This is a genomic window from Chromobacterium sp. ATCC 53434, from assembly GCF_002848345.1.
In the GTDB taxonomy this organism is placed as follows: domain Bacteria; phylum Pseudomonadota; class Gammaproteobacteria; order Burkholderiales; family Chromobacteriaceae; genus Chromobacterium.
In genome coordinates this window covers 2,575,520-2,598,373 of record NZ_CP025429.1, presented here as the reverse complement: position 1 = coordinate 2,598,373, position 22,854 = coordinate 2,575,520, and the positions used below count along the sequence as shown (strand labels likewise).

The following is a 22,854-nucleotide window of genomic DNA, read 5'->3' as shown; positions in this document are numbered from 1 at the left end:
CTGTTGCGTCGACCTTGTCGCCGCCTTTTTGCGACGCGCGATCTCGAGCGAGGCGGAGGTGGCGCGCATGTCGATGATATTGAATGCGAATTTTTGCCTTTGGCACGGCGAGTCGGGTCCGCTCATCCCGGATTTTTCATTTTCAGTTTTATTAAAGTATATATCTTACTATAACATTTTTCTTTTGTATGATATTCTCGCCCCACTTCGTTTGCATCGGAAGGCGGCGCGGGGGTGTTGCCGAGAGGGCCGCCGATGTCGTGCCGCGCAGTCTTGCCGCGCGGCTTGCGCCGGCGATGCCGGCATCCCGATCCGGGTGTTCCGCGAGGTTTTGTCGACGACTCTTGACGAGGCGGGAAGGGCTTGAAAGGTTGCATATGAAAAAAATCCAAGCGGTGCTCAAGGAGATTGCGCAGAAGACCCTGTCGCTGGCCAGTCTGATCGACGAGGCGGTGAAGGCGGGCGTGCTGACCCAGGAGCAGGCGAACGAGCTGGCCCACGGCGTCAGCATTCGGGGCCACCTGGCCAACAGCCTGGAGACGATGGCGTACTGGACCGCCAAGGATCTCAACGACCCGGCATTGGCCGAGGAGTTTCAGGAGCTGGTGGCCAGCATCCGCGACTTCCTGCTGTGGGTGGATGGCACGGCGGCCAAGCTCCGACATGCCTTGAGCGGCGAAGAGGTGGCGTGAGGTCTTGGCACCGCGCCGCGATTTTCGTCGCGGATGAAACAATCCGGAGCGCATCCTGTCTATCATGATCGCCGGTCGCGGCCGCTTGAGCGCCGCCGGCCAATGGCCGCATGGCGGCATTTTTTGCCTTTTCGCTGCTCAGGCGCGACGGTATTTTGTCGTGGCGGGCGCAAACTCTCGCGAATAACGCTTCATTTGGCTTAATAACTGCTTGCACTCCTGGGAAATGATTTTTTGTGACCTTGTGGTACACTCTAGTAGTAATGGAACTAAAAGAAACGCTAAATCTCCTGGTCTTGGCGCCAAGAGTCTTGTTCGCTCGCGGCGACTGAGTGAAGGGAATCAATATGTACGATGACGGACGCATTTTCATGGTGGCGGGCTATTGGGCCAAGCTCAAGAAAGCTTTCGCCGCCGCCTCGGTGTATGTCATCGCGGATACGGCGACCGTCGCTTCCAGCCTGGCCAAGCGCTGCATGCCCCAGTTTCAGCCGGCCGGCGTGATGAGTCTGGCCGAGGTGCGCCGGTATGTGGCCTATATGCAGCGGATCGCATCCGGCGATGAAATCTGCCTGATGCAGGATGGCGTCAAGCGCCGCCCGGACGGCAGGCTGCCCGACGAGCAGATTTTCGTGGTGGTGGGTTTTTCCAAGAATCATTCGCCGGATCGCGATCCGGTGGTCAACTTCGTGGCGGCCAAGAGCGAGGCCGAGGCGTCGATGCTGCAGCAAAGCGCGATGGCCAGCCTGTCGGTGTCCGGAGTGGTGAGCCTGGCAAAGTTGCTGGGATTGCAGGCAGGGATGGAGCGGGTGGCCGCCGGCGAAACGCCGGCCCTGAAAGAGCAAGGTATCATTCGGTAATGATCGGGTCTAACGCAAAAGGGTGTGATGGATGTCTACGGTGAACATACCTGTGTATGAGCGTCAGCTTGCCGCCGTTCTGCCGGAAGAGTTGAGGTCGAGCTATTTCAAGGGCGAGGTGCCGGACGCCTTGCGGGAGCGTTTCGACGAATGGAAGCGGGACGCCTTTCTGGACGGCGCGCCGCCGGCGTCGATGACCGACAGCAATGTCGCCAAGTTTTTCTTGCGCTCCGAGGCGCTGAGCCAGCAAAACGCCTTGGGCGACATGCCCTTGTCCACGCTGTTTCCGATGAGCAGCGCGCCGATCACGGCGCTGGACGCCTCCGCGGTGCGCCGCGCCGCGGTTTCCGGCCATGCCAATCTGACGCGCGAATTGGTGGATCAGGCGATCCGGCCGACCGACGTCACGCCGCTGGCGCCGCGCGAGGTGCAGAAGATGGCGGCGATGCAGCAGGCGGCCCAGGCCAAGCCGGAAGGCGTCAATGTCGATCGCAATCTGCTGGATTTCTTCCAGATGCGCGGCAATGCGAAGTACCGCAAGGATCTGATGATCAATGTGGCGCTGGAGGAGGCGCACGGCGCCAAAGGCCTGGCCGAGCGGGTGGAGCGGCGGATGGGCGCCCTCGGTGAAACCGAGCAGACGCTGGTGAAGCGCTTGTTGAGCGGCGAGTCTCCGGCCGATGTGATGAAGGACGCGCGCAATCCCAAGCCCACTCCCTCTTCGCTGGCGATGTAGCGTGGCCGGTTCCGTCGCTGTGCCGGGCGATCTGTCCCGCCGCGTTTTTCTCAAGCAGGCCGGCGGCGCCTTCTTGGCGCTGGCGGGGCTGCCGGCGCTGGCCGAACGCTCCGTCGCCGAGGAGTTGGCCGCCGTCTCTCAGGCCGGCAATCCGTTCGCGGCGATCTGGCAGCGGCCGCGCGAGGTGGTGATCCACAGGCAGGCGACCGGCGAGCGCCGCCGCCTGTTGCTGTGGGATCCGCGCGAGGGCTGGTTGCGCGACGGCTATGTCGAGGCTTGCCAGATGCTGCGCGACACCGTTGTCGGCGAGGTGAGGCAGATGGATCTCGGGCTGCTCAACATGCTGTACGCGATCCAGAGCTGGTATCTGGCCAACGGGGTGTATGAACCGTTGGTGGTGACCTCGGCTTATCGCAATTCGCTGCGCAATCGCGGCATAGAAGGCGCGGCCAGGAATTCCATGCATACCTACGGCAAGGCGGTCGACATGCGGGTGCGCGGCCTGACGACGGCGCAGCTGTGGCAGATGTCGGCGGCTCTGCGCGCCGGCGGGGTCGGTTACTATCCAGGCAAAGGCTTCGTCCATATCGACACCGGGCGGCTTCGTTATTGGCAAGGTTAGAAAAAGTTTATTAAAATACCTACTTTATTAAATAAATTTAGGTGTGACGATGGAGAGCGCAAGCAAGGCGATGCGCCCGGGGCGGGCGAGCAACCGTTTGGCCGAATTGCGGTCGGCGCTGGGGGAGTCGGCATCCGAGGCGCCGCCGCCGCAGCCGGCGGACGGGGTCGAGCGGCCGTTGCAGACGGCGCTGCTGGCCGTCGGGGCGCTGGGGTTCGCCGCGATGCTGGCCGTGCTGTCCGCTCCCTTCGTCATTCCGTGCGCGGTGGCGGCGCTGGGGGCCGCGTATTGCGCCTGGCTGTCCTTCGTCGACGATGGGCGGCGGCGGACCGAGGTCCGGGCCGAAGGCCGGGCGCGCTGGTTGTTCGAGCGCGAAGAGCGCGCCCATTCGCAGTTGCGCGTGCTGCGCAAACGCTGCGCGATGCGGGCCTATGCGAGCTTCCGTCTGCGCGCGCGGTGCGCGCCCGGCCGCCGGCAGGCGGCCGGCGAGGTGGTGGTGGATGAATTGAGCCAGAGCGATCTGAGGCAATTCTTCCGTTCGCTGAATCATGCGGCGCACGCCGATGGCGGCGCCGGCGGTTCCATTCCACCGGCGGCGTTCCGGAGCGGCGTCCGGGACGGCCAGTTCGAGCCGGAGGAGGTTGCCGGCCTGTTTGGCGTCAGCGGCAATCATTTGTTCATCTCCGAAGGCGAGACGGCTGATTGAGAGCCTGTTCAACTATCGCGGGAATCGATATGCGTTTCTTTGGGTTTTTTCTGGCGCCGCTGCTGGCGCCGTTTCGGGCCTTCTCCACGCTGAAGCGTCTGTTGCGGCCGCCGGTGGGCGGGGGCGACGGGCAGGACTGGCTGCGGCCCGACGATCATCAGGCGGTCCGCGCCGTGGCGGCGAAGACCTCGCGGCTGATCTGGTACTGCACGGCGGCCGGCCCGCTGTTGGCGGCGCTGGCCCTGATCTACGGCCTGCCTTATCTGCTGGCCTACAATCTGGTGATGGCTTCGGCCATCGGCGTCGTGTTGGCCTTGCGTTACGCCCTGATCGCCCGGCAGATGGAGACCGGCGATCTGGAGCGCTCCCGCATCCGCGACGCCTTCCGCGACCAATGGTGGTTTCCGCCGCGCTGAGCGCCTGCCTCAGGCCTGGCGGCGGACCAGCGCGTCGCGCGCCGCGTCCAGCTGGCCGCGCAGCCGCCGCGGATCCGGTTGCGGCTGCTGCAACGCCAGTTGCATCGACGCCGCGATCTCGGCGAGCTCGCCGTGGCCGACGCTGAGCGCCGCCCCGTGCAGGCGGTGGGCGTGATGGGTCGCCTGAGGCCAGTCCCGGCTATCCAGCGCCTGCCGCAGCCGTTCGGCGTCGTCGGCGCAGCTGCTGAGGTAGAGGTCTTCCTTGGCGTCGGCCGATGTCGGAGGCGCGGCCGGCCCGGTGCGCGGCCGGTGATCCAGCCACAATGCCAGCATCTGCTCCAGCTGTTCCAGCCGCAAGGGCTTGGACAGACAGCTGTCCATGCCGCTCTCCAGGCAGCGTTGCTGGTGCTCGATGCCGGTGGTGGCCGAGATCGCGACGATGGGCAGATAGGGCTGCCATTTCAGCGCCGGATGCTGGCGCATCCTGAGCGCCAGCTCATAGCCGCTGGCGCCGGGCAGATTGCAGTCCAGCAGCACCATGGCGAAGCGGCGGCCCTGGTCCAGCAGGGCCAGCGCGGTGGCGCCGTCCTCCGCCATCTCGGTTCGGTAGCCCAGTTCCAGCAGTTGCTCCTCGATGACGAAACGGTTCGCCGGCTGGTCTTCGACGACCAGTATCGGATCGTGCGGCCGCGGCGCGTCGGCGGCGGCCGGCGCGTCGCGCGCCGGTTCCAGCACCGGCGAAGCCTCGCAGGCCACCGGCAGCCGCAGCGTCATCGTGGTCCCCTCGCCCTCGCGGCTGGCCAGCTCTATGTCGCCGCCCATCATATTCACCAGCTGGCGGCAGATGGCGAGGCCGAGGCCGGAGCCGCCGTAGCGGCGAGCGGTGTCTTCCGCCTGGCTGAAGGCGTCGAACAGCTTGCCCTGCTGTTCGGCCGCGATGCCGATGCCGGTGTCTCTCACCGTCAACAGCAGCAGGCCGCGTCCGGCGTCGCCCGGCTGCAGGTCCACACGCAGCAGGATTTCGCCCTGGTGGGTGAATTTCACCGCATTGCTCAGCAGGTTGCTGAGTATCTGCCGCATCCGCACCGGGTCTATCCGCAGACGCTGGCCGCAGAGTCCGGCCAGCTGCACCGTCAGCGTCAGTCCCTTCTTCTCGGCGCAGGGGCGGTAGATCGCCGCCACGCCGCTGGCCAGCGCGGCCATGTCGGTGGCCACCGGCTCCAGCGCCAGCTTGCGGGCGTCCAGCTTGGAAATGTCCAGCACATTGTCCAGCAGCTCCAGCAGATTGACGGCCGAGGCGTTGGCCAGCGCCGCCAGCTCCTGCTCGCGCGGCGGCAGCGCGGCGCGGCGCAGCAGTTCGACCGAGGCCAGAATGGCGTTCATCGGCGTGCGGATCTCGTGGCTCATCATCGCCAGGAACAGCGACTTTTCCGCCTCGCTGCGCTGGGCGGCGCGCTGGGCTAGATGGGCGTTGCGGGCGAACAGCACCAGCAGCAGCAGACCCAGTCCCAGCGCCGACAGTTCGAACGCGTAGTAGCGGGCGATGGAGCCCCAGGACGGCATGCCGTAATCGGTGGTGTGCAGCCAGTTGTAGAGGATGGTGTCGGTGTCCTCGGCCGTCAGCTGGGCCAGCGATTTGTCTATGATGTTGCGCAGCATCGGCTGGTTGAGATTGACGGCCATCGACACCAGGCGCGGCATTTCGCTGACGCTGCCGGCGATGTGCAGCGCGCCGTAGTAGCGGCGCTGGATCACCGCCTGCAGGATGGCGTCCAGGCCGACGGCGGCGTAGGCGCTGCCGTCGGCCACCGCGTCCAGCGCCGCCAGCGGCGTGGCGACCGGCACGACGCGGATTTCCGGGTAGTACTGGCGCAGGAAGTATTCGTACGGGTCGCCCTGTTCGACCGCCACCGTCTTGCCGGCGAGTTTGGCCGGATCGAAGACTATCGGCTTGTCCGGCCGGGTCACCAGCAGCGTGCTGCCGGAAAAGTAGGGATCGCTGAACAGCAGCTGGCGATTGAACGGCGCCGGAATCAGCTTCGGCGAGGTGGCGGTCAGCAGGTCGAGCCGGCCGGACAGCATCATGGTCATCGCCTGCTGGCGGTTGGCTACCGGCACCAGCTGGAAGCGGATGCCGCTGATGTCGCCTATGCGCTGCAGATACTCCTGGGTCAGCCCCTTGTGCTGGCCATCCTCCAGATACTCGATGGGCCAGCCGTGCGGGTCTATCGCGTAGCGGACCACCGGGTGGTGCGCCAGCCAGGCGCGCTCGGCCGCGTTGTACGGACTGGCGGCCCAGGAGCGGCCATGCCCCAGCAGCAGGCATAGCGCCAGCAGCGCGGCCAGCTGCCGCGCCGGCATCATTTCTCCTCCAGCCGTTGCTGCAGTTGAAACAATTCGTGGTCTCCGCGCAGGCCCAGCTTTTTCAGCGCCGACTGCTTTTGATTGCTGATGGTCTTGATGCTGCGGGAAAACTTGCCGGCGATGTCGCTGACCGACAGGCCGAGCAGACAGCAGCGCAGCACCTCGCGCTCGCGCGGCGACAGTTCCGGATGGTCCAGCAGCGTCGGCGGCGGGGCCGATTCGGCGGCCGGTTCGGTGCTGCGCTGGCTGAGCGCCAGCTCCATCTGCTCGCTCAGATAGCCCTGGCCCGCGGCGAGCCTGCGAATGGCGGAGGCCAGCTCGTCTAGCCCCTGTTCCTTGCCGATGAAGCCGTGGGCGCCGCCGCGCAGGGCCAGCGCCACCGTGGCCGGCGTGTACAGCGCCGACATCACCAGGATGCGCAACTGCGGATGGCGTATCCGCAGCGCCCGGATCAGATTCAGTCCGTCGATGTCGTCGGGACGCAGTGAATAATCGAGAACCAGCACGTCCGCCGTCTCGTCCAGCCCGTCGTTCAGCGCGCGCATCAGGTCGGCGCTGGCGCTGAAACTCCCGCATATCCGCAACCCGTCCTCTCCGGCGAGATGGCCGGCGAGGCCGTGCAGGATCATCAGGTGGTCGTCCAGCAGTGCGACGTGCACCGGGCGGGGAACTGCTTGGCTATCAGGCATGTTTTTGGTTTCCGCAATGGCTGCAGGGCGGGGCGCCGCCCTGTCGTTCCATTGTGGATTATGCACCTAGCCGCAAGAAAGTGCCGCACGGCTGTCGTTGTCATGGCCTGCGCCGGCTGAAATCGCCCCCGGTCGAGCGGCTTGCGGAAATAAAATGCCAGCCAATGGTGTTTGGCTGGCATTCGGTCCGGCGGACCCGCCCGGGGCGGGACGGACGGCTATCAGAAGAAGCGGTAGTCCACGGTCACGCCGACGGTGCGCGGCGCGCCGACCACGCCCAGATTATTGCTGCGGGACGAAATCTGGGAATACAGCACGCCCCGGTTGGTCAGGTTGTTCACATAGGCGCGAACCCCCCAGCGGGCGTCCTTGTAACCGGTGTTCAGATTGACCACGGTGTAGTCGCCGGCTTTAAGGTTGGGGTTGTTGACGATGTCGGAGTAGTAGGAGCCGACGCGGTTCAGGCTGCCGCCGACATAGAAGTTGTGCGGCAGGCGTTGCTTGAAGCCCAGATTGACCGTCGTGTGCGGCGCGTAGTTGAACTGATTGCCCTCGATGCCGGGATTGGCGGCGTCGGTGCCGGTCACCTTGGTGTTCAGCAGGCCGATGCCGGCGCTGATGGTCAGCGTCGGCGTCACCCTTGCCTGGGTCTCCACTTCCAGACCGTAGCTTTCCCCCTTCGGAATATTGGTGAAGCGCGAGTTCAGTATCGCCTGATAGCCGGTGTACTGATTGAAGAAGGCGTTGGCGTTCAGGCTGACCCGGTTGTCCATGAAGCTGGAGCGGCTGCTCAGCTCGTAGGCGGTGACCTGTTCCTTGTTGTAGGTGTAGTAGACGTAGTCGTTGTCCAGGCCGGAGCCGCCGGCGTTATAGCCCTTGCGCGCGGTCAGGCCCAGCGTGGTGTCCGGGCTGTAGCGGTAGCTGAGGCCGGCCTTGGGCAGGAACAGGGTCTCGCCTACGTTGTAGCTGGCCTCGCTTTGCTTGCTAGTATCGGGATTGAAGGTGGTGTTGCGGCGCTGCATTTCGCGTTCCGCCCGTCCGCCCAGATTCAGACTCCACTTGTCGCTGAGCGCCAGCGTGGCCTCTCCGTAGAACGCCTCGGTCTTCAGGCGATCTTTCGCCGCGAGATTGGGGTAGAGGAAGGTTCGCAGATCCTGGTCGCGGTCGTAGTAGTAGACCCCGATCATGCCGCTGAGCCAGCCGTTTTGCGGCGCGTAGGCCAGCCGCATTTCGGCGGTGTTGCTCTTCTCGTCCAGCCGCATGTAGAACGGCGGCGTGTCGGTGTCCTTGAACGAGCTGACGTTGTCGGCGTGGCCCAGCAGCAGGTGGGCGCTCCAGGCGTCGTTGAACTGGTATTGCAGATCGCTGCTGACGGTATTGTTGAACGAGTCCTGGTAGCGCGCCTGGGTCGACAAGCGATGGTACTGGTAGTCGAAATAATTGCCGTCGACGTAGTTCAGGTATTCGCCCTTGTCCTTGCGGTGCGACACCGTCAGCTTGGCGCTGAAGCCGGGCAGGGCGCTGGGTTTCCACAGCAGTTTGCCGCGGTAGCTGCTGTGATTGATCTGGGACGCGTCCCACGGCATCTGGCCCGGGTAGTCGATGTAACCGTGCCCGTTCAGACCCTCGGCGGTGATGCGGAAGGCCAGTTCGTCGGTGATCGGGCCGGAGACCATGCCGGCCAGCGTGGCGCGGCCGCCCTGATTCTCGTAGCCGGCGCGCAGCGCGCCTTCCCAGTCGAAGGTCGGATCCTTGGTGTTGACGACGATGGCGCCGGCCATGGTGTTGCGGCCCTGGGTCGTCGACTGCGGTCCGCGCAGCACTTCGATCTGCTCGACGTCCCACGGGCTGGCGTCGACATAGCGTTGGCCGGTCCAGCTTTCAGGCATGCCGTCCACCGTGGTGCTGACGCGCGGGCGGGAGCCGGAGACCAGGGTGTTGTAGCCGGTGCCGGGGCCGGTGCCTTCGATGCCGCGGATATTGACGATGCCGGCGCCGTTGAGCGTGGCGTTCGGCGTGGCCGCCGCCGAGTCGTAGACGGATTTGCTGTCGCCGTTGTCCACGTCGCGCAGTACCGAGACCGCGGTGGTGGTGTCCTTCAGCGAGCGGTTGACCTTCTCGCCGGTGACGGTGACGGTGGGCAGGGCGGTCTGATTATCCTGCTGGGCGGCGTCAGCCCATGCCGATTGGACGGCGGCCATGCTGCCGAGGCAGGCGAGGGCCAGTTGGGTGGCCTGGGCGAGGTGCGAGAGTTTGCGGCGCGGGATTGTTCCCATCGTTTCATGTTCCCCATTATTTGAGATTGTTTTAGAGCCTGTTGGCGGACCGGCCGCTGGCAGTTCTATGGCGTCGTCTGGCTGGCGAGGAATCGTTGGCTGCTGCGGCGAATGGAAACTGTCCGGACCGGAACCGATCTGCGTTGTGATTGCGATCAGGTGATGCGAATGATAATATTTATCATTAACATTATGCAACAAACAAGTCGTTTCGCGCGGAAAACAACGGTTTTAATAATCTTTTGGCATGGCGATCCGGAGGGAAAAATGGAATTGAATCAAATGGCTGCGCGCAGTGCCGCCTGGCTGCAACACCCGGAGGCGGGCGCGCCTCACTGGTGGGCGCGGCTGGCGGCGGAGGGCGCGCCGCTGCGCGAGCGGCTGGACGATGGATCAATCTGTGTCACCTTTCTGTGGCGCGATCCGGCCGGCGGTTCCGCAAGTTCCCCGACGGTGCGGGTCTACGCCGACGTCAACTCCGTCACCGACCATCACAGCCCGCAACCGCAGACGCTGGCGCGCCTCGGCGACACCGATGTCTGGTGGTGGCAGGCGGTGCTGCCGGCCGACTGGCGCGGCAGCTACGCCTACATCCCGGCCGACGCCGGCCAGACGCCGCCGGAGCGGGGCGCCGACGCCGCCCAGAACCGCCAGCGCCATCGCGAGTGGTGGATGGACGTCATCAGTCGTGCGGTGGCCGACCCATTGAACCGCGACGCCGGCTACCGCAGCGGCTGGGGCGCGCCGTTGTCGGCGCTGCACCTGTGCGAGGCGCCGGACCAGTCCGCCTGGCAGGCATGGGACAGCGAGCGCCGCAGTGCCGATCCGCGCCGGCTGAGCGAAATCCGCTGGGACAGTCCGCGGCTGGGCAAGGCGCGCCGGGTCTGGGTCTACCAGACCGGCGACGCGCCGCGCGAGCGCTGGGCCGAGCGGCCGCTGGCCGTGTTGCTGGATGGCCAGAGCTGGGCCGAGCGGCTGCCGGTGTTCGCCGCGCTGGACGAGGATACCGCCCGCGGTCGGCTGCCGCCGGCCGTCTACCTGCTGGTGGACAGCATAGACGGCCGGCACCGCGAAGAGGACCTGCCGTGCAATGCCGAGTTCTGGCTGGCGCTGCAGCAGGAGCTGCTGCCGCAGGCGGCGCTGATCGCGCCGTTCAGCGAGCTGGCCGAGCGCACCGTCGTGGCTGGGCAAAGCTATGGCGGCCTGGCGGCGATGTTCGCCGGCCTGCACTGGCCGGAGCGCTTCGGTTGCGTGCTCAGCCAGTCCGGCTCGTTCTGGTGGCCTTATGTCGAACTGCACCAGCAGGCGCGCGCCGCGCCGACGGGCAGGCTGCCGGGCAGCAAGGGCCGGCTGACCGAGACGCTGGAAGCCGGTGCGACGCCGTCCGGACGACTGCGGGTGTTTCAGGAGGTCGGCAGCCGCGAGGACGTGATGGTCGACGTCAACGACAGCCTGCATGCGGCGCTGCTGCGCGCCGGCCACCAAGTGCATTACCAGGTATTCGAAGGCGGCCACGACTGGCTTTGCTGGCGCGGCGGCCTGCTGCAGGGCCTGGGCTGTTTGTGGCAGCCGTGGGCTGCGCCTTGAGAACAACACAGAATCGTCCCGACCGAGGGACGGCTCGCTTGCCGGAGCATTCGCGATGAGCACCGAACAAACCAATCCTTTCGATGATGAGAGCCTGAGCTTTCTGGTACTGGTCAATGGCCAGGAGCAGCACAGCCTGTGGCCGTCGCAGCTGTCGGTGCCGTCCGGCTGGCGGACGGTCTTCGGGCCGGACGGCCGCGGCGCCTGCGTCGACTATCTCGACCGCCAATGGACCGACATCCGGCCGCTCGCGCTGCGCGGCGGCTAGGCCGCGGCGCAGCCGCCGTTCCGAATCACCCGCATTCAGGAAAACATCGTGTTGAGCATTGCAACAAGACCATCCGCCATCGAGCGGGAACTGCCGCTGTTTGGTTCGCAACTGGGCATCTGGCTCGCCGACCAGATCGCCGAACAGAGGAATACCTATACCGTCGCCCACTGCGTCGAGCTGAACGGCGCGATAGACGCCGAGCGGCTGCGACTGGCGATACGGTTGGGGCTGGCCGAGGCCGACACCGTCGTCGCCGACTATGCCGAGACGTCGGCGGGACCGGCGCTGCGGACCCGCGACCATGCGGCCTTGCCAGACTGCTGGGATCTCGGCGCCGAGGCCGATCCGGAAGCGCGGGCCCGCGACTGGATGCGCGCCGATCTGGCCGCCGATCTGGCGGCCGACGGCGAGCGTCCCTTGTATCTGCATAGTCTGTTCAAGCTGGCGGACGGCGCCGGCGAGCGCTGGTTCTGGTATCAGCGTTACCATCATGTCTGCGTCGACGGCTACAGCTTCGCCGCGTTGAACCGGCGCATCGCCGACATCTACCGGGCGCTGGGGCGCGGCGAGACGCCGCCGCCGTCGCCGTTCGTCTCCTTCGCCGAAGTGGCGGCCGAGCGCGACGCCTATCTGGCCAGCCCGCGCTGCGCGGAGGACCGCGCGTTCTGGCTGGACTACGCGGCGGCGCTGCCGGCGCCGTCGACCTTGTCGTCGCGCGACGCGCTGGCCGGAGACGAGGCGGCCAACGTCGACGTGCTGCGCCGGCGTTTCGAGCTGCGCGGCGACGCCACGCGCGCGCTGGGCGGCGCCGCGGCGCCGCAGCGGGCGATGGCGGCGGCCTTCGCCTATCTGTCGCGGATCAGCGGCAAGGCGAGGGTGGCGATGGGCCTGCCCTTCATGCGGCGGATGGGGGCGGCGGCGCTGCACGCGACCGGGCCGGTGGTCAATGTGCTGCCGGTGGCGCTGGACGTGGCCGGCGGCGACGATCTGCCGGCGCTGGCGCGGCGGCTGACCGACGAATTGAAGCGGGTGCGCCGCCACGAGCGCTACGACGCCGAGCAGATCCAGCGCGACAGCGGCATGGTCGGTTCGCGCCGCGCCTTGTACGGCGCGACGCTGAATCTGAAGATCTACGACCAGTCGCTGAAACTGGACGAGGTGGACGGCGTCACGCTGCCGCTGGCGGTCGGACCGATCGAAGACATCGAATTCGGCATCTGGCAGCAGGGCGAGGCGCTGATGGTGGAGCTGAGCGCCAATCCGGCGCGCTACGACGAGGCGGAGCTGGAATGGCACGCCTGGCGGCTGCGAGGCTTCATCGCCGCGCTGGCCGGCGGCGCGACGGTGGACGAGGCGCCGCTGCTGAGCGCCGCCGAGAAGGCGGCGCTGGATGAATGGTCGCAGGGCCCGCGCGTCAACGCGCCGGCCGGCGTGCGCACCGTGATGGACGTGTTCCTGGCCAGCGCCGCGCAATACGAAAACGAGACCGCGCTGGTCTGCGGCGACGAGCGGCTGGGCTACGGCCAGCTGTCGGCCCGCGTCGCGCAATTGGCGCGCGAGCTGCTGGCGCGCGGCATCGGCGACGGCAGTGTCGTCGGCGTCGCCGTGCCGCGCAGCGTCGACACCGTGGTGGCGATACTGGGCACGCTGGCGGCCGGCGCCGCCTTCCTGCCGCTGGACCTGGATTATCCGCCGGAGCGGCTGGCGCTGATGTGCGAGGACGCCGCGCCGGCGCTGCTGCTGACCCGCACCGACGTCCGCGACCGGCTGCCGGACCTGCCGGCGCTGTGCCTGGACGATGGCGAGGTCCGCGCGCGCTTGGCCGCCCATGCCGCCCGTCCGCTGGACGACGCGGAACGGCTGCGCCCGCTGGACGGCGACCGGCTTGCCTATATGATCTACACCTCCGGTTCCACCGGCAAACCTAAGGGCGTGATGATCGCCCACGCCAGCTTCCTGAACCTGCTGTTGAGCCAGCAGACCGGCCTGTTCGGCGATTTCGTCCGCTCCCGCGGCCGCCGCGTGCGGACGATGCAGACCGCCTCGCTGTCCTTCGACGGCGCGCTGGAGCAGCTGTTCTGGTTGCTGATGGGCCAGGAAGTGCATCTGTGCGACGAGGAGCTGCGCCGCGACGCGCAGCAGCTGGTCGATCTGGTGCGCCGCGAGCGCATCGACGAGATGGATGTGCCGCCGTCGCTGCTGCGGCAGATGCTGGACTGCGGCCTGATGGACGACGGCCATTGGCAGCCCGGCATGGTGATGGTCGGCGGCGAGGCGGTACCGCCGGCGCTGTGGAAGGAGATGCGCGGCTACTCGCAGCTGCATTTCCATAATTTCTACGGGCCGACCGAATACACGATCTCGGCGCTGGGCGCGCCGGGCTCGATCGCCGAAGAGCCGGTGGTGGGGCGGCCGGTGGCCAATACCCGCGCGCTGGTGCTGGACGCCGCGCTGCGCCCGGTCGCCATCGGCGTGGCCGGCGAGCTGTACCTGGCCGGCGCCGGCCTGGGCCTGGGCTATCTGAACCGTCCGTCGCTGACGGCGGCCCGCTTCGTCGCCAGCCCCTTCGGCGACGGCGAGCTGATGTACCGCACCGGCGACCTGGTGCGCTGGAACGCCCACGGCCAGATGGACTTCATCGGCCGCGTCGACCACCAGGTCAAGGTGCGCGGCTTCCGCATCGAGATGGGCGAGGTCGAGCACGCGCTGGCCAGCCTGCCGGGCGTCAACGCCGCCGTGGTGCTGGCCGAGGCGGTTGGCGGCAGCCACCGGCTGATCGCCTATTGCACGATGGCCGACGCCGACCGCCATCAGGAGGAAGGCCTGTCCGCCGCCTTGCTGGCGCAGGTGGCCGAGACGCTGCCCGACTACATGGTGCCGTCGGCGCTGGCGGTGTTGCCGGAATGGCCGGTCAACATCAATGGCAAGATAGACCGCAAGGCGCTGCCGGCGATCCGGCCGCAAAACGCCGCCGCCGGACGCGAGGCGGCCAACGACGCCGAGCGCCTGCTGTGCGCGGCGGTGGCCCGGGTGCTGAATCTGGATCAGACCGGTCCCGACGACGATTTCTTCCAGCTGGGCGGCGACAGCATCTCGGCGATGAGCCTGGGCACCGAGTTGCGCCGCGCCGGCTTCCTGCTGCGTCCGCGCGACGTGTTCGCCAAGCGCACGCCGGCCGGCATGGCCGCGGCGTTGCAGCCGCTGTCGGCCGCGAATCCGGCCGCCGACGACGCGGCGGGGCCCTTGGGCAAGCTGCCCATCGTCGCTTGGTTCGCCGAGCAATACGGTATGGCCAGCCGCTTCGTCCAGGGCGTGTGGCTGAAGGCGCCGGCGGCGCTGGGCGCCGAACACCTGGCCGCCGGCCTGTTGGCCTTGCAGCGCGCCCACCCGGCATTGCGCAGCCGCGCCGCCGACGGCCAGCTGCATCTGGACGCCGCGCCGGCGGCGCTCGACGCGCGGGTGCTGATCGAGGCCGCGCCGGAGGCGACGCCGGACAGTCTGTTCGAAACCGCCTGCGCGCGCCTGGACCCGGAAAACGGGCTGATGCTGCAGGCCGCGCTGCGGGATGGGGCCGACGGCAAACATGTGCTGCTGGCGATTCACCACCTGGCGGTCGACGGCGTGTCTTGGCGCGCATTGCTGCCGGCGCTGCAGTCCGCTTGCGAGGCGGCGATGGCCGGTCTGGCCGTCCAGCTGCCGCGCGAGGAATTCGGCCTGCGCGAGTGGGCGAAAACGCTGGCGGCCCAGGTGCCGGCCCGCCGCGGCGAGTTGGCGATGTGGCGCGGCACCTTGGCCGCGCCGGCCGACGCGCTGAGCGCCAAGGCGCTGGACGCTTCCCGCGACCGTCACGACGCGGCCCGCCACAGCCGCGCGCTGCTCGGCGAGGCGGCCAGCGCGGCGCTGCTGCAAAAACTGCCGAAGGCCTGCCGCGCGACGGTGGAGGAAATCCTGCTGGCCTCGCTGCTGCTGGCCTGCCGCGGCGAATTCGACGCGCAGCGGCTGCGCATCGGTCTGGAATCGCACGGCCGCCACGCGGCGGACGACGGCATCGACCTTGGCCGCACCGTCGGCTGGCTGACCGCCGAATACCCGGCGCTGTTCGACCTGTCGGCCCAGCCGGCCGGCGACGCGGCCGCCCTGGCGGCGCTGCGCGCGGTCAAGCGCGTGATGCGGGCGATACCGGATCACGGCCTGGGCTATGGCGTGCTGCGCCATCTGGACGACGAGCACGGTCCGGCGCTGGCCGCGCTGGAGGCGCAGAACCGCCCGGCGCTGCTGTTCAACTATCTGGGCCGCTTCCAGGCCGGCGACGGCGAATGGACGCCGCTGGCCGCCGGCGGCCGCTTCGCCGACGCCTTCGCCGTCGATATCGACCCGGCGCTGCCGCTGCAGTACGGGCTGGAGGCCAATGTCTTCGTCGACGAGTCCGGCGCCGCGCCGCGGGTGGCGGTCAACTGGACCTGGGCCGACGCGCTGTTCGGCGCCGACGCCATCGAAAGGCTGGGACCGCGGATGGACAGCGCGATCGCGTCGCTTTCGGCCCTGGCCGAGCGCGACCCGCTGGCCGCGGCCGACACCTTGGTGGCCGCCGAGACGCTGGGCGGCGGCGGCGCGCCGCTGTCCGACGCCGGACTGGCGGCGCTGACCGAGCGCCACGGCAGCCTGGCCGCCGCGCTGCCGGTGCTGCCGCTGCAGCAGGGCCTGCTGTTCCACGCCCAGCTGGGCGAGGCGGCCGGCAAGTACAACTCCATCACCCGCGTCACCTTCGAGGGCGAGCTTGATCGCGACAGGCTGCGCGCCGCGCTGGCGGCGGTATTGCGCCGCCATCCGCAGCTGGCCGCCGGTTTCGACAGCGAGGCCCAGGCCGAGCCGCTGCAACTGCTGCCGCTGGCGCTGCCGCAATGGCCGTGGCGCGAGCTGGAGCTGGCCGCGTCGGCCGACGAGGCCGAGGCGCTGCAGGCGCTGGAGCATGAGGAGCTGGACCGCGACTTTGCCGTCGGCGGCCCCGGCGACGGCCCGCTGCTGCAGGCGACGCTGGCGCGCCACGGCAAGCTGTCCACGCTGTTCCTGACCGCGCACCACCTGGTCGTCGACGGTTGGTCGACGCCCATCATGCTGCGCGACCTGCTGACTGCCTACGGCGACGGACCGGACATGCTGCCGGCGATCCGCGTCGACTACCCCAGCGTGGTCCGCGCGCTGGCGGCGCGCGACCTGACGCCGGCGCGGCAGCTGTGGCTGCAGACGCTGGACGGCGTCAAGCCCACGCTGCTGTTCGGCCAGCAGACGGCCGCGCCTGAGGTGCGGGAATTCGAACTGCTGCTGCCGCAAGCGCTGGAAGACGCGCTGACCGAACGCTGCCGCGAACGCGGCCTGACCCTGAACACCGCGATGCAAGGCATGTGGGGTGCGCTGCTGTCGGTGCTGACCGGCAAGAGCGACGTGGTGTTCGGCTCGCCGGTGTCGGGCCGCTTCAGTCCGGTGGACGGCGTGGACGAGCATATCGGCCTGTTCAGCAACACCATCCCGGTGCGGGTGGTCCTGCGGCCGGACGCGCCGCTGTGGGAACAGCTGGCCGACTTGCAGACGCGGCAGATCCGTCTGCTGGAGCACGACGGCATCGGCCTCGGCGAAATCCAGCGCCTGGCCGGCGCGACCACGCTGTTCGACACGCTGCTGGTGGTGGAGAACTACCCGGACCAGGACATGCAGTCGCGCGATTACCACGGCGCGCGCATCGCCGCGCTGCGCAATCGCGGCCATACCCACTATCCGCTGACGGTGCTGGCGTTGCCGGGAGACCGGCTGCGCCTGCTGATCGAGTATCGAGACCTGGTCAAGGAGCCGGAGCAGCTGGCCGAACGGATGCTGGCGCTGCTCGAGCATCTGGCCTTCTCGCCCGAGCTGCCGTGGTCGGCCTTCGACCCGCTGACCGGCGCCGAGCGCACCTTGATCGAACAGGTCAACGCCACCGCCGCCGTCATACCCGAAGCCACGCTGCCGTCGCTGTTGGCGGAACAAGCGGCCAGGACGCCGGACGCGCCGGCGCTGCTGGACGAGACGCACACGCTCGGCTACGCCGAAACCCGCGCCCAGGTCGGCCATCTGGCCGGCCGGTTGCGCGCGGCCGGCGTCAAGCCGGGCGACATCGTCGCCGTGGCCTTGCCGCGCTCGGTGCACCTTAGCCTGGCGCTGATGGCGGCGCAGGAGGCCGGCGCGGCCTATCTGCCGCTGGACACCGGCTATCCGGATGAGCGGCTGGCCTATATGGTGGCCGACGCCAGGCCGGCGCTGATCGTCACTTGCGCCGAGCTGGCGCCGCGCTTCGCCGCGATGGGCACGCTGTTGTTGCAGGATGAGCTGGCGGCCAAGCCGCAGGCCTTCGACGCGCCGACGCTGACGCCGGATCACGCCGCCTATCTGCTGTACACCTCCGGCTCCACCGGCCGGCCCAAGGGCGTGCTGGTCTCGCACCGCGCCATCGTCAACCGCCTGGTTTGGATGCAGCACGAATACGGCCTGGGCAGCGACGACGTGGTATTGCAGAAGACGCCTTGCAGCTTCGACGTGTCGGTGTGGGAGTTCTTCTGGCCGCTGATCGTCGGCGCGCGGCTGTTCATGGCGCCGCCGGACGCCCACCGCGATCCGGAGGCGCTGCTGGAACTGATCGCCGCGCGCGGCGTCACCACCTTGCACTTCGTCCCGTCGATGCTGGCGGCGCTGCTGGCCCACATGCAGGGCGACGCTGCGGCGCGCTCGGCCCAGGCGGTCGGCCTGCGCCGCGTGTTCTGCAGCGGCGAGGCGCTGTCGCGCGAGCTGGCCGACGGCTACGCCGGCCTGGTCGCCGCGCCCTTGCACAATCTGTACGGCCCGACCGAGGCGGCGGTGGACGTCAGCTACCAGCCGGCGGCCAAGCCGGCGCCGGAATCGGCCAGCGTGCCGATCGGCCTGCCGGTGTGGAACACCGCGCTGCGGATACTGGACGCCGCGCTGCGGCCGGTGCCGGTCGGCGCGCCGGGCGAACTGTATCTGTGCGGCGTGCAGCTGGCCCATGGCTACCTGGGCAGGCCGGACCTGACCGCGGCCCGCTTCGTCGCCGACCCGTACGCCGACGGCGAGCGGATGTACCGCACCGGCGACATCGCGCGCTGGCTGCCGGACGGCGCGGTCGAGTATCTGGGCCGCAGCGACGACCAGCTGAAGATACGCGGCCAGCGCATCGAGCTGGGCGAGATCGAGGCGGCGCTGCTGGCGCAGCCGGGCGTGGCCCGCGCCGTGGTCCATGCCCGCGCGCTGGGCGGCCAGGCGGCCCACGCCGCCGGCGCCGACAATCGCCAGCTGGTCGGCTATGTGATCGCTTCCGATCCGAACGATCCGCCCGAGGCCGACGCGCTGCGCGCGGCGCTGGCCAAGGTCCTGCCGGCGCACATGGTGCCGGTGGCGGTGATGCGCCTGGCGGATTTCCCGCTTAGCGCCAACGGCAAGCTGGACCGCAAGGCGCTGCCGGAGCCGTCTGCTACGGCGGCGGCCGAGGGCCGCGAGCCGCGTCCGGGCCTGGAGAGCCGCATCGCCGCGCTGTTTGCCGAGACGCTGGAGAGCGACGCGGTGTTCGCCGACGACGACTTCTTCGCGCTGGGCGGCCATTCGCTGCTGGCGATGCGGCTGGCGGCGACGCTGCGCCGCGAGCTGAAGCTGCCGGTGTCGGTCGGCCAGATCATGAGCTCGCCGACGGTGGCCAAGCTGGCCGCGGTGCTGTCCGACAGCGGCCTCATGTCCGACCCGGCGCTGGCCGGCTTCGGCGAGGTGCTGCCGCTGCGCGCCGGCAAGGGGCGGCCGCTGTTCTGCATCCACCCGGCTTCCGGCTTCGCCTGGCAGTACAGCGGCCTGTCGCGCCATCTGCGCCCCGGTCTCGCGCTGGTGGGCCTGCAGTCGCCGCGGCCGGACGGCGCCATCGCCCGCAGCGTCGACATGGACGAGGCGTGCGAACGCCACCTGGCCAATCTGCGGCGCATCCAGCCGCAGGGGCCGTACCATTTGATCGGCTATTCGCTGGGCGGCACGGTGGCGCAGGCGCTGGCGGCCAAGCTCAGGCAGCAGGGCGAGGAGGTCGCCTTCCTGGGCCTGCTCGACACCTATCCGCCGGAGGGACAGGACTGGAACGGCCCGACCGAGGACGAGGCCAAGGCCGAGGTGGCGCGCGAGCAGGAGCAGTTCATGTCGGCGACCGAGGACGCCGCCGACGCCTTCATGCTGCGCGAGAAGACCGAGATGTTCGGCCACATCGTCGCCAACTACCAGGACGCGGTGCGTCTGCTGTCGCAGGCGCGCACGCCGCGCTACGACGGCGAGGCCACGCTGTTCGTCGCCCGCCGCACACTGCCGGAAGGCATGGACGTGCGTGAGACATGGCGGCCGCATCTGGCCGGCCTGACCGTGCATGAGCTCGATTGCGCGCACGAGGACATCGTGTCGCCGCAGTCGCTGGAGACGCTGGGGCCGTTGCTGGACGGCATCCTGAAGGAGGTGGACAGCCTGGGCTGATCGGTCCCGGCAAATGAAAATGGCCCCGAAAGGGGCCATTTTTCATGGGGGTGGAACAAAACGAAATCAGCGCGGAATCACCATCGGCGTATGGCTGACCGGGTCCTCAATGATCAGGCAGGGCAGGCCGAACACCTGTTCGATCAGCTCGGCGGTGACGATGCGCGACGGCGCGCCCTCGGCGACGATGCGGCCGTCCTTCATCGCGATCAGATGAGTGGCGTAGCGGCAGGCGTGGTTGATGTCGTGCAGCACCGCCACCAGCGTGCGGCCTCCGTCGCGATTGAGCCGTCGGAACAGCTCCAGCAGTTCGATCTGGTGGGCGATGTCCAGATAGGTGGTCGGCTCGTCCAGCAAGAGCAGCGGCGTCTGCTGGGCCAGCGCCATCGCCACCCAGGCGCGCTGGCGCTGGCCGCCGGACAGCTCGTCGACCAGACGGTCGGCCAGCTCGGCGGTGCCAGTGGCTTTCAGTGCTTCGTTGACCGCGTTCTCGTCGTCGCGGCTCCATTGCCGCAGCAGGCCCTGGTGCGGATAGCGGCCGCGCGCGACCAGATCGGCGACGGTGATGCCGTCCGGCGCGACGGCACTTTGCGGCAGCAGGCCCAGCTGGCGCGCCACCGCCTTGGCCGGCTGGCTGTGGATGTCGCGGCCGTCCAGCCGCACCTGGCCGTCCAGCGGCTTCAGCAGGCGGCTGAGGCTGCGCAGCAGCGTCGATTTGCCGCAGCCGTTGGGGCCGATGACGACGGTGAAGGAGCCGTCGGGAATCCGCAGGTTCAGCCGTTCGCAGATCGTCCGCTGGCGATAGCCCAGCCGCAGGCCGTCGCCGGACAGCCTGGGCAGGCCGGCGGCGGGCAGGGCGGGATCGATGGCCGCGGCGGGGTTCAGCTTCAGGGACAGGGTGGTCACGGTTTCGCGCCTCCGGTTTGGCGCAGCAGCAGCCACAGCAGGTAGAGGCCGCCGATGCAGATGGTGACGACGCCAACCGGCAGCTGGCGCGGATAGAACAGGTGTTGGGCGGCGTAGTCGGCCGCCAACAGCAATAGCGCGCCGGTCCAGGCGGCGGTCAGCGGGCTGGTGGCGCGCGCGCGCTGCAAGCGTTGGGCGATCTGCGGCGCGGCCAGCGCGATGAAGGCGATGGGGCCGGCGGCCGCGGTGGCGGAGGCGATCAGCGCGACGCCGATGGCCATCAGCCACAGCCGGGTGCGCTCGGCCGGCACGCCGAGCGCGCTGGCGCAGTCGTCGCCCATTTCCAGCAGCCGCATCCGCGGTTTCAGCGCCAGCGCCGCCAGCATCGCCAGCAGGCAGAACAGCGCCGACGGCAAGCCCTTGTTCCAGGTCATGCCGTTCAGCGAGCCGGCGCCCCAGATCGCGGCGCTCATCGCCGATTCCAGGCTGGCGTTGATCATCAGCCAGCTGTTCAGCGCGCTCAGCATCGCGCTGACGGCGATGCCGACGATGATCAGTCGCAAACCGTGCGCGCCGCGCCGCCAGGCCAGCAGATAGACCAGGGCGGCGGACGCGAGGCCGCCGGCCAGCGCGCCGCCGGCGACCTCGAAATGGCTGCCGCCGATAGTGGTGATCACCAGCAACGCGCCGGTATAGGCGCCGGTGTTGAAGCCGACGACGTCGGGGCTGCCCAGCGGATTGCGCAGCAGCGACTGGAAGATCGCGCCGCTGATGCCCAGCGCCGCGCCGATGACCAGCGCCATCGCCACGCGCGGCAGCCGCCATTGTTGGACCACGGCCACTTCCAGCCGGCTGCCGCGGCCCTGCAGCGCCGCCCAGACTTGTTCGATGCTCAGGTGCAAGGCGCCCGCGCGCAGGCTCAGCAAGGCCAGCGCGGCGCAGGCCGCCATCAGCAGCAGCGCCGGCCACAGCCGGCCCGGCCGGATGCGCAGATTGAAGCGGCCGTCGGGATGGCCCAGCCGCAGTTCGGCGGTCTTCATGTCCGTCCCCCGGCCGCGTGTTGGCCGCGCGCCAGCCAGATCAGCGCCGGGGCGCCGATGAAGGCGGTGACGATGGACACCCGCAATTCGCCCGGCGTCAGCAAGCGGCCGACGATGTCGGAGGCCAGCAGCAGAATCGGGGCGAGCAGCGCGGTGAAGGGCAGGCTCCAGCGCAGGTCGACGCCGCCCAGCCGCCGGGCGACGTGCGGAATCATCAGGCCGACGAAGCCTATCGGCCCGGCGGCGGCGGTGCTGGCGCCGCACAGCAGCGTGACGGCGGCGACGGTGCCGGCCTGGGTCAGCAGCGGCCGGCCGCCCAGGCTGAGCGCCAGGTCGTTGCCGAGGGCCATCGCGTTCAGCGACCGCGCCAGCAACAGCGCCAGCAGGCCGCCGGCCAGGATGGCCGGCGCGGCCAGGCCGACGGCGGCCATGTCGCGCACGTCCAGCGTGCCGGCGTTCCAGTAGCGCAGCCGGTTGAAGGCGATCGGGTCGAGCAGGGTGATGGCGGCCGACAGGCCCATCAGCACCGCGCCGACGGCGACGCCGGCCAGCACGATGCGCAGCGGATCGGCGCGGCGGCCGCGCGCGCCGACGATGTAGACCAGCGCGGTGGCGCAGAGCGCGCCGACCGCCGCGCAGCCCATGTGGCCGAGTTGGCTGTCGACGGCGAAGACGGCGACGCCCAGCACCATCGCGAAGCTGGCGCCGGCGTTGACGCCGAGTATGCCGGGGTCGGCCAGCGGATTGCGGCTCAGCGCCTGGATCAGCGCGCCGGACAGGCCCAGCGCCGCGCCGGCCAGCAGGCCCAGCAAGGTGCGCGGCAGCCGCCCCTGCAGCACGATCACGCTGTCCGGGCCGACGGCGCGGCCCAGCAGGCTGTCGCCGACGACGGACAGCGGGATCGGCTTGGCGCCCAGCGCCAGGCTCAGCGCGGAAACGACGGCCAGCAGCGCCAGGCAGGCCAGCAGCAGGGCGGCGCGTCGTCCAGGCGAGGAGGCGGGGCTTGTCGGCATAATGAAAATGATTCCTAATAACAATTGCCAATGTTACCATGCCTGTTACATGCAGGGACAGGCCCGTGAAGCGGCCTGTCATCGCTATCGTTGCGCCGTCCGTGCGGCGCCCGTCCCCATTGTCGAATCACTGCG

15 protein-coding genes are annotated in these 22,854 nt (G+C 68.8%); 9 read left to right on the top strand and 6 right to left on the bottom strand.

Annotation, left to right across the window (positions count from 1 at the left end):
* Positions 1-377 precede the first annotated feature (377 nt).
* From CXB49_RS11735 to CXB49_RS11710, 6 genes are all read left to right on the top strand, one after another.
* Positions 378-692 carry a hypothetical protein gene (locus CXB49_RS11735; RefSeq protein WP_101708568.1) on the top strand — a complete coding sequence of 105 codons (315 nt, stop codon included), beginning with the start codon at positions 378-380 and terminating at the stop codon, positions 690-692.
* Positions 693-1,039: 347 nt separating this feature from the next.
* A complete protein-coding gene (locus tag CXB49_RS11730; RefSeq protein WP_101708567.1) occupies positions 1,040-1,552 on the top strand; it encodes a hypothetical protein in 513 nt (170 codons plus the stop codon).
* A gap of 40 nt (positions 1,553-1,592) precedes the next feature.
* Positions 1,593-2,288, top strand: coding sequence for a DUF2267 domain-containing protein (locus tag CXB49_RS11725; protein ID WP_158300798.1), 696 nt, complete (start codon positions 1,593-1,595; stop codon positions 2,286-2,288).
* 1 nt (position 2,289) lies between these two features.
* Positions 2,290-2,910, top strand: coding sequence for a DUF882 domain-containing protein (locus tag CXB49_RS11720; RefSeq protein ID WP_158300797.1), 621 nt, complete (start codon positions 2,290-2,292; stop codon positions 2,908-2,910).
* 49 nt (positions 2,911-2,959) lie between these two features.
* Positions 2,960-3,616: a hypothetical protein gene (locus CXB49_RS11715; protein ID WP_158300796.1), complete on the top strand. Its 657-nt coding sequence runs from the start codon at positions 2,960-2,962 to the stop codon at positions 3,614-3,616.
* A 29-nt stretch (positions 3,617-3,645) separates the two neighbouring features.
* Positions 3,646-4,032, top strand: a complete 387-nt coding sequence (locus tag CXB49_RS11710) for a hypothetical protein (RefSeq protein ID WP_101708563.1) — start codon at positions 3,646-3,648, stop codon at positions 4,030-4,032.
* 9 nt (positions 4,033-4,041) lie between these two features.
* Here the strand turns inward: CXB49_RS11710 and CXB49_RS11705 are convergent, their stop codons facing one another.
* From CXB49_RS11705 to CXB49_RS11695, 3 genes are all read right to left on the bottom strand, one after another.
* A complete protein-coding gene (locus CXB49_RS11705; protein WP_158300795.1) occupies positions 4,042-6,393 on the bottom strand; it encodes an ATP-binding protein in 2,352 nt (783 codons plus the stop codon).
* The gene (locus tag CXB49_RS11700; RefSeq protein ID WP_101708561.1) at positions 6,393-7,085 is read right to left on the bottom strand and encodes a response regulator transcription factor; all 693 of its coding nucleotides are present in this window, start codon (positions 7,083-7,085) and stop codon (positions 6,393-6,395) included. Before CXB49_RS11700 ends, CXB49_RS11705 begins: the two co-directional genes overlap by 1 nt.
* Before the next feature lie 221 nt (positions 7,086-7,306).
* Positions 7,307-9,361 carry a TonB-dependent receptor gene (locus CXB49_RS11695; RefSeq protein WP_101708560.1) on the bottom strand — a complete coding sequence of 685 codons (2,055 nt, stop codon included), beginning with the start codon at positions 9,359-9,361 and terminating at the stop codon, positions 7,307-7,309.
* A 282-nt stretch (positions 9,362-9,643) separates the two neighbouring features.
* Between CXB49_RS11695 and fes the strand changes: the two genes are divergently transcribed.
* From fes to CXB49_RS11680, 3 genes are read left to right on the top strand one after another with little or no spacing between them, the layout of a single operon-like run.
* Complete coding sequence (fes, locus tag CXB49_RS11690) at positions 9,644-10,948, top strand: enterochelin esterase (RefSeq protein ID WP_101710690.1); 1,305 nt, start codon at positions 9,644-9,646, stop codon at positions 10,946-10,948.
* Positions 10,949-11,003: 55 nt separating this feature from the next.
* Complete coding sequence (locus CXB49_RS11685; protein ID WP_101708559.1) at positions 11,004-11,216, top strand: MbtH family protein; 213 nt, start codon at positions 11,004-11,006, stop codon at positions 11,214-11,216.
* Positions 11,217-11,264: 48 nt separating this feature from the next.
* Entirely contained in the window at positions 11,265-19,760 is an 8,496-nt protein-coding gene (locus CXB49_RS11680; RefSeq protein ID WP_233492784.1) for a non-ribosomal peptide synthetase, read from the top strand.
* Positions 19,761-19,826: 66 nt separating this feature from the next.
* Here the strand turns inward: CXB49_RS11680 and CXB49_RS11675 are convergent, their stop codons facing one another.
* Genes CXB49_RS11675 through fepD form a run of 3 tightly spaced genes read right to left on the bottom strand, consistent with a single transcriptional unit; the run spans position 19,827 to position 22,719 of the window.
* Complete coding sequence (locus CXB49_RS11675; protein WP_233492783.1) at positions 19,827-20,666, bottom strand: ABC transporter ATP-binding protein; 840 nt, start codon at positions 20,664-20,666, stop codon at positions 19,827-19,829.
* Positions 20,663-21,706, bottom strand: a complete 1,044-nt coding sequence (fepG, locus tag CXB49_RS11670; protein ID WP_101708557.1) for an iron-enterobactin ABC transporter permease — start codon at positions 21,704-21,706, stop codon at positions 20,663-20,665. The genes CXB49_RS11675 and fepG overlap by 4 nt, the downstream gene beginning before the upstream one ends.
* Positions 21,703-22,719: a Fe(3+)-siderophore ABC transporter permease gene (gene fepD, locus CXB49_RS11665; RefSeq protein ID WP_101708556.1), complete on the bottom strand. Its 1,017-nt coding sequence runs from the start codon at positions 22,717-22,719 to the stop codon at positions 21,703-21,705. Before fepD ends, fepG begins: the two co-directional genes overlap by 4 nt.
* Between the last annotated feature and the right edge of the window lie 135 nt (positions 22,720-22,854).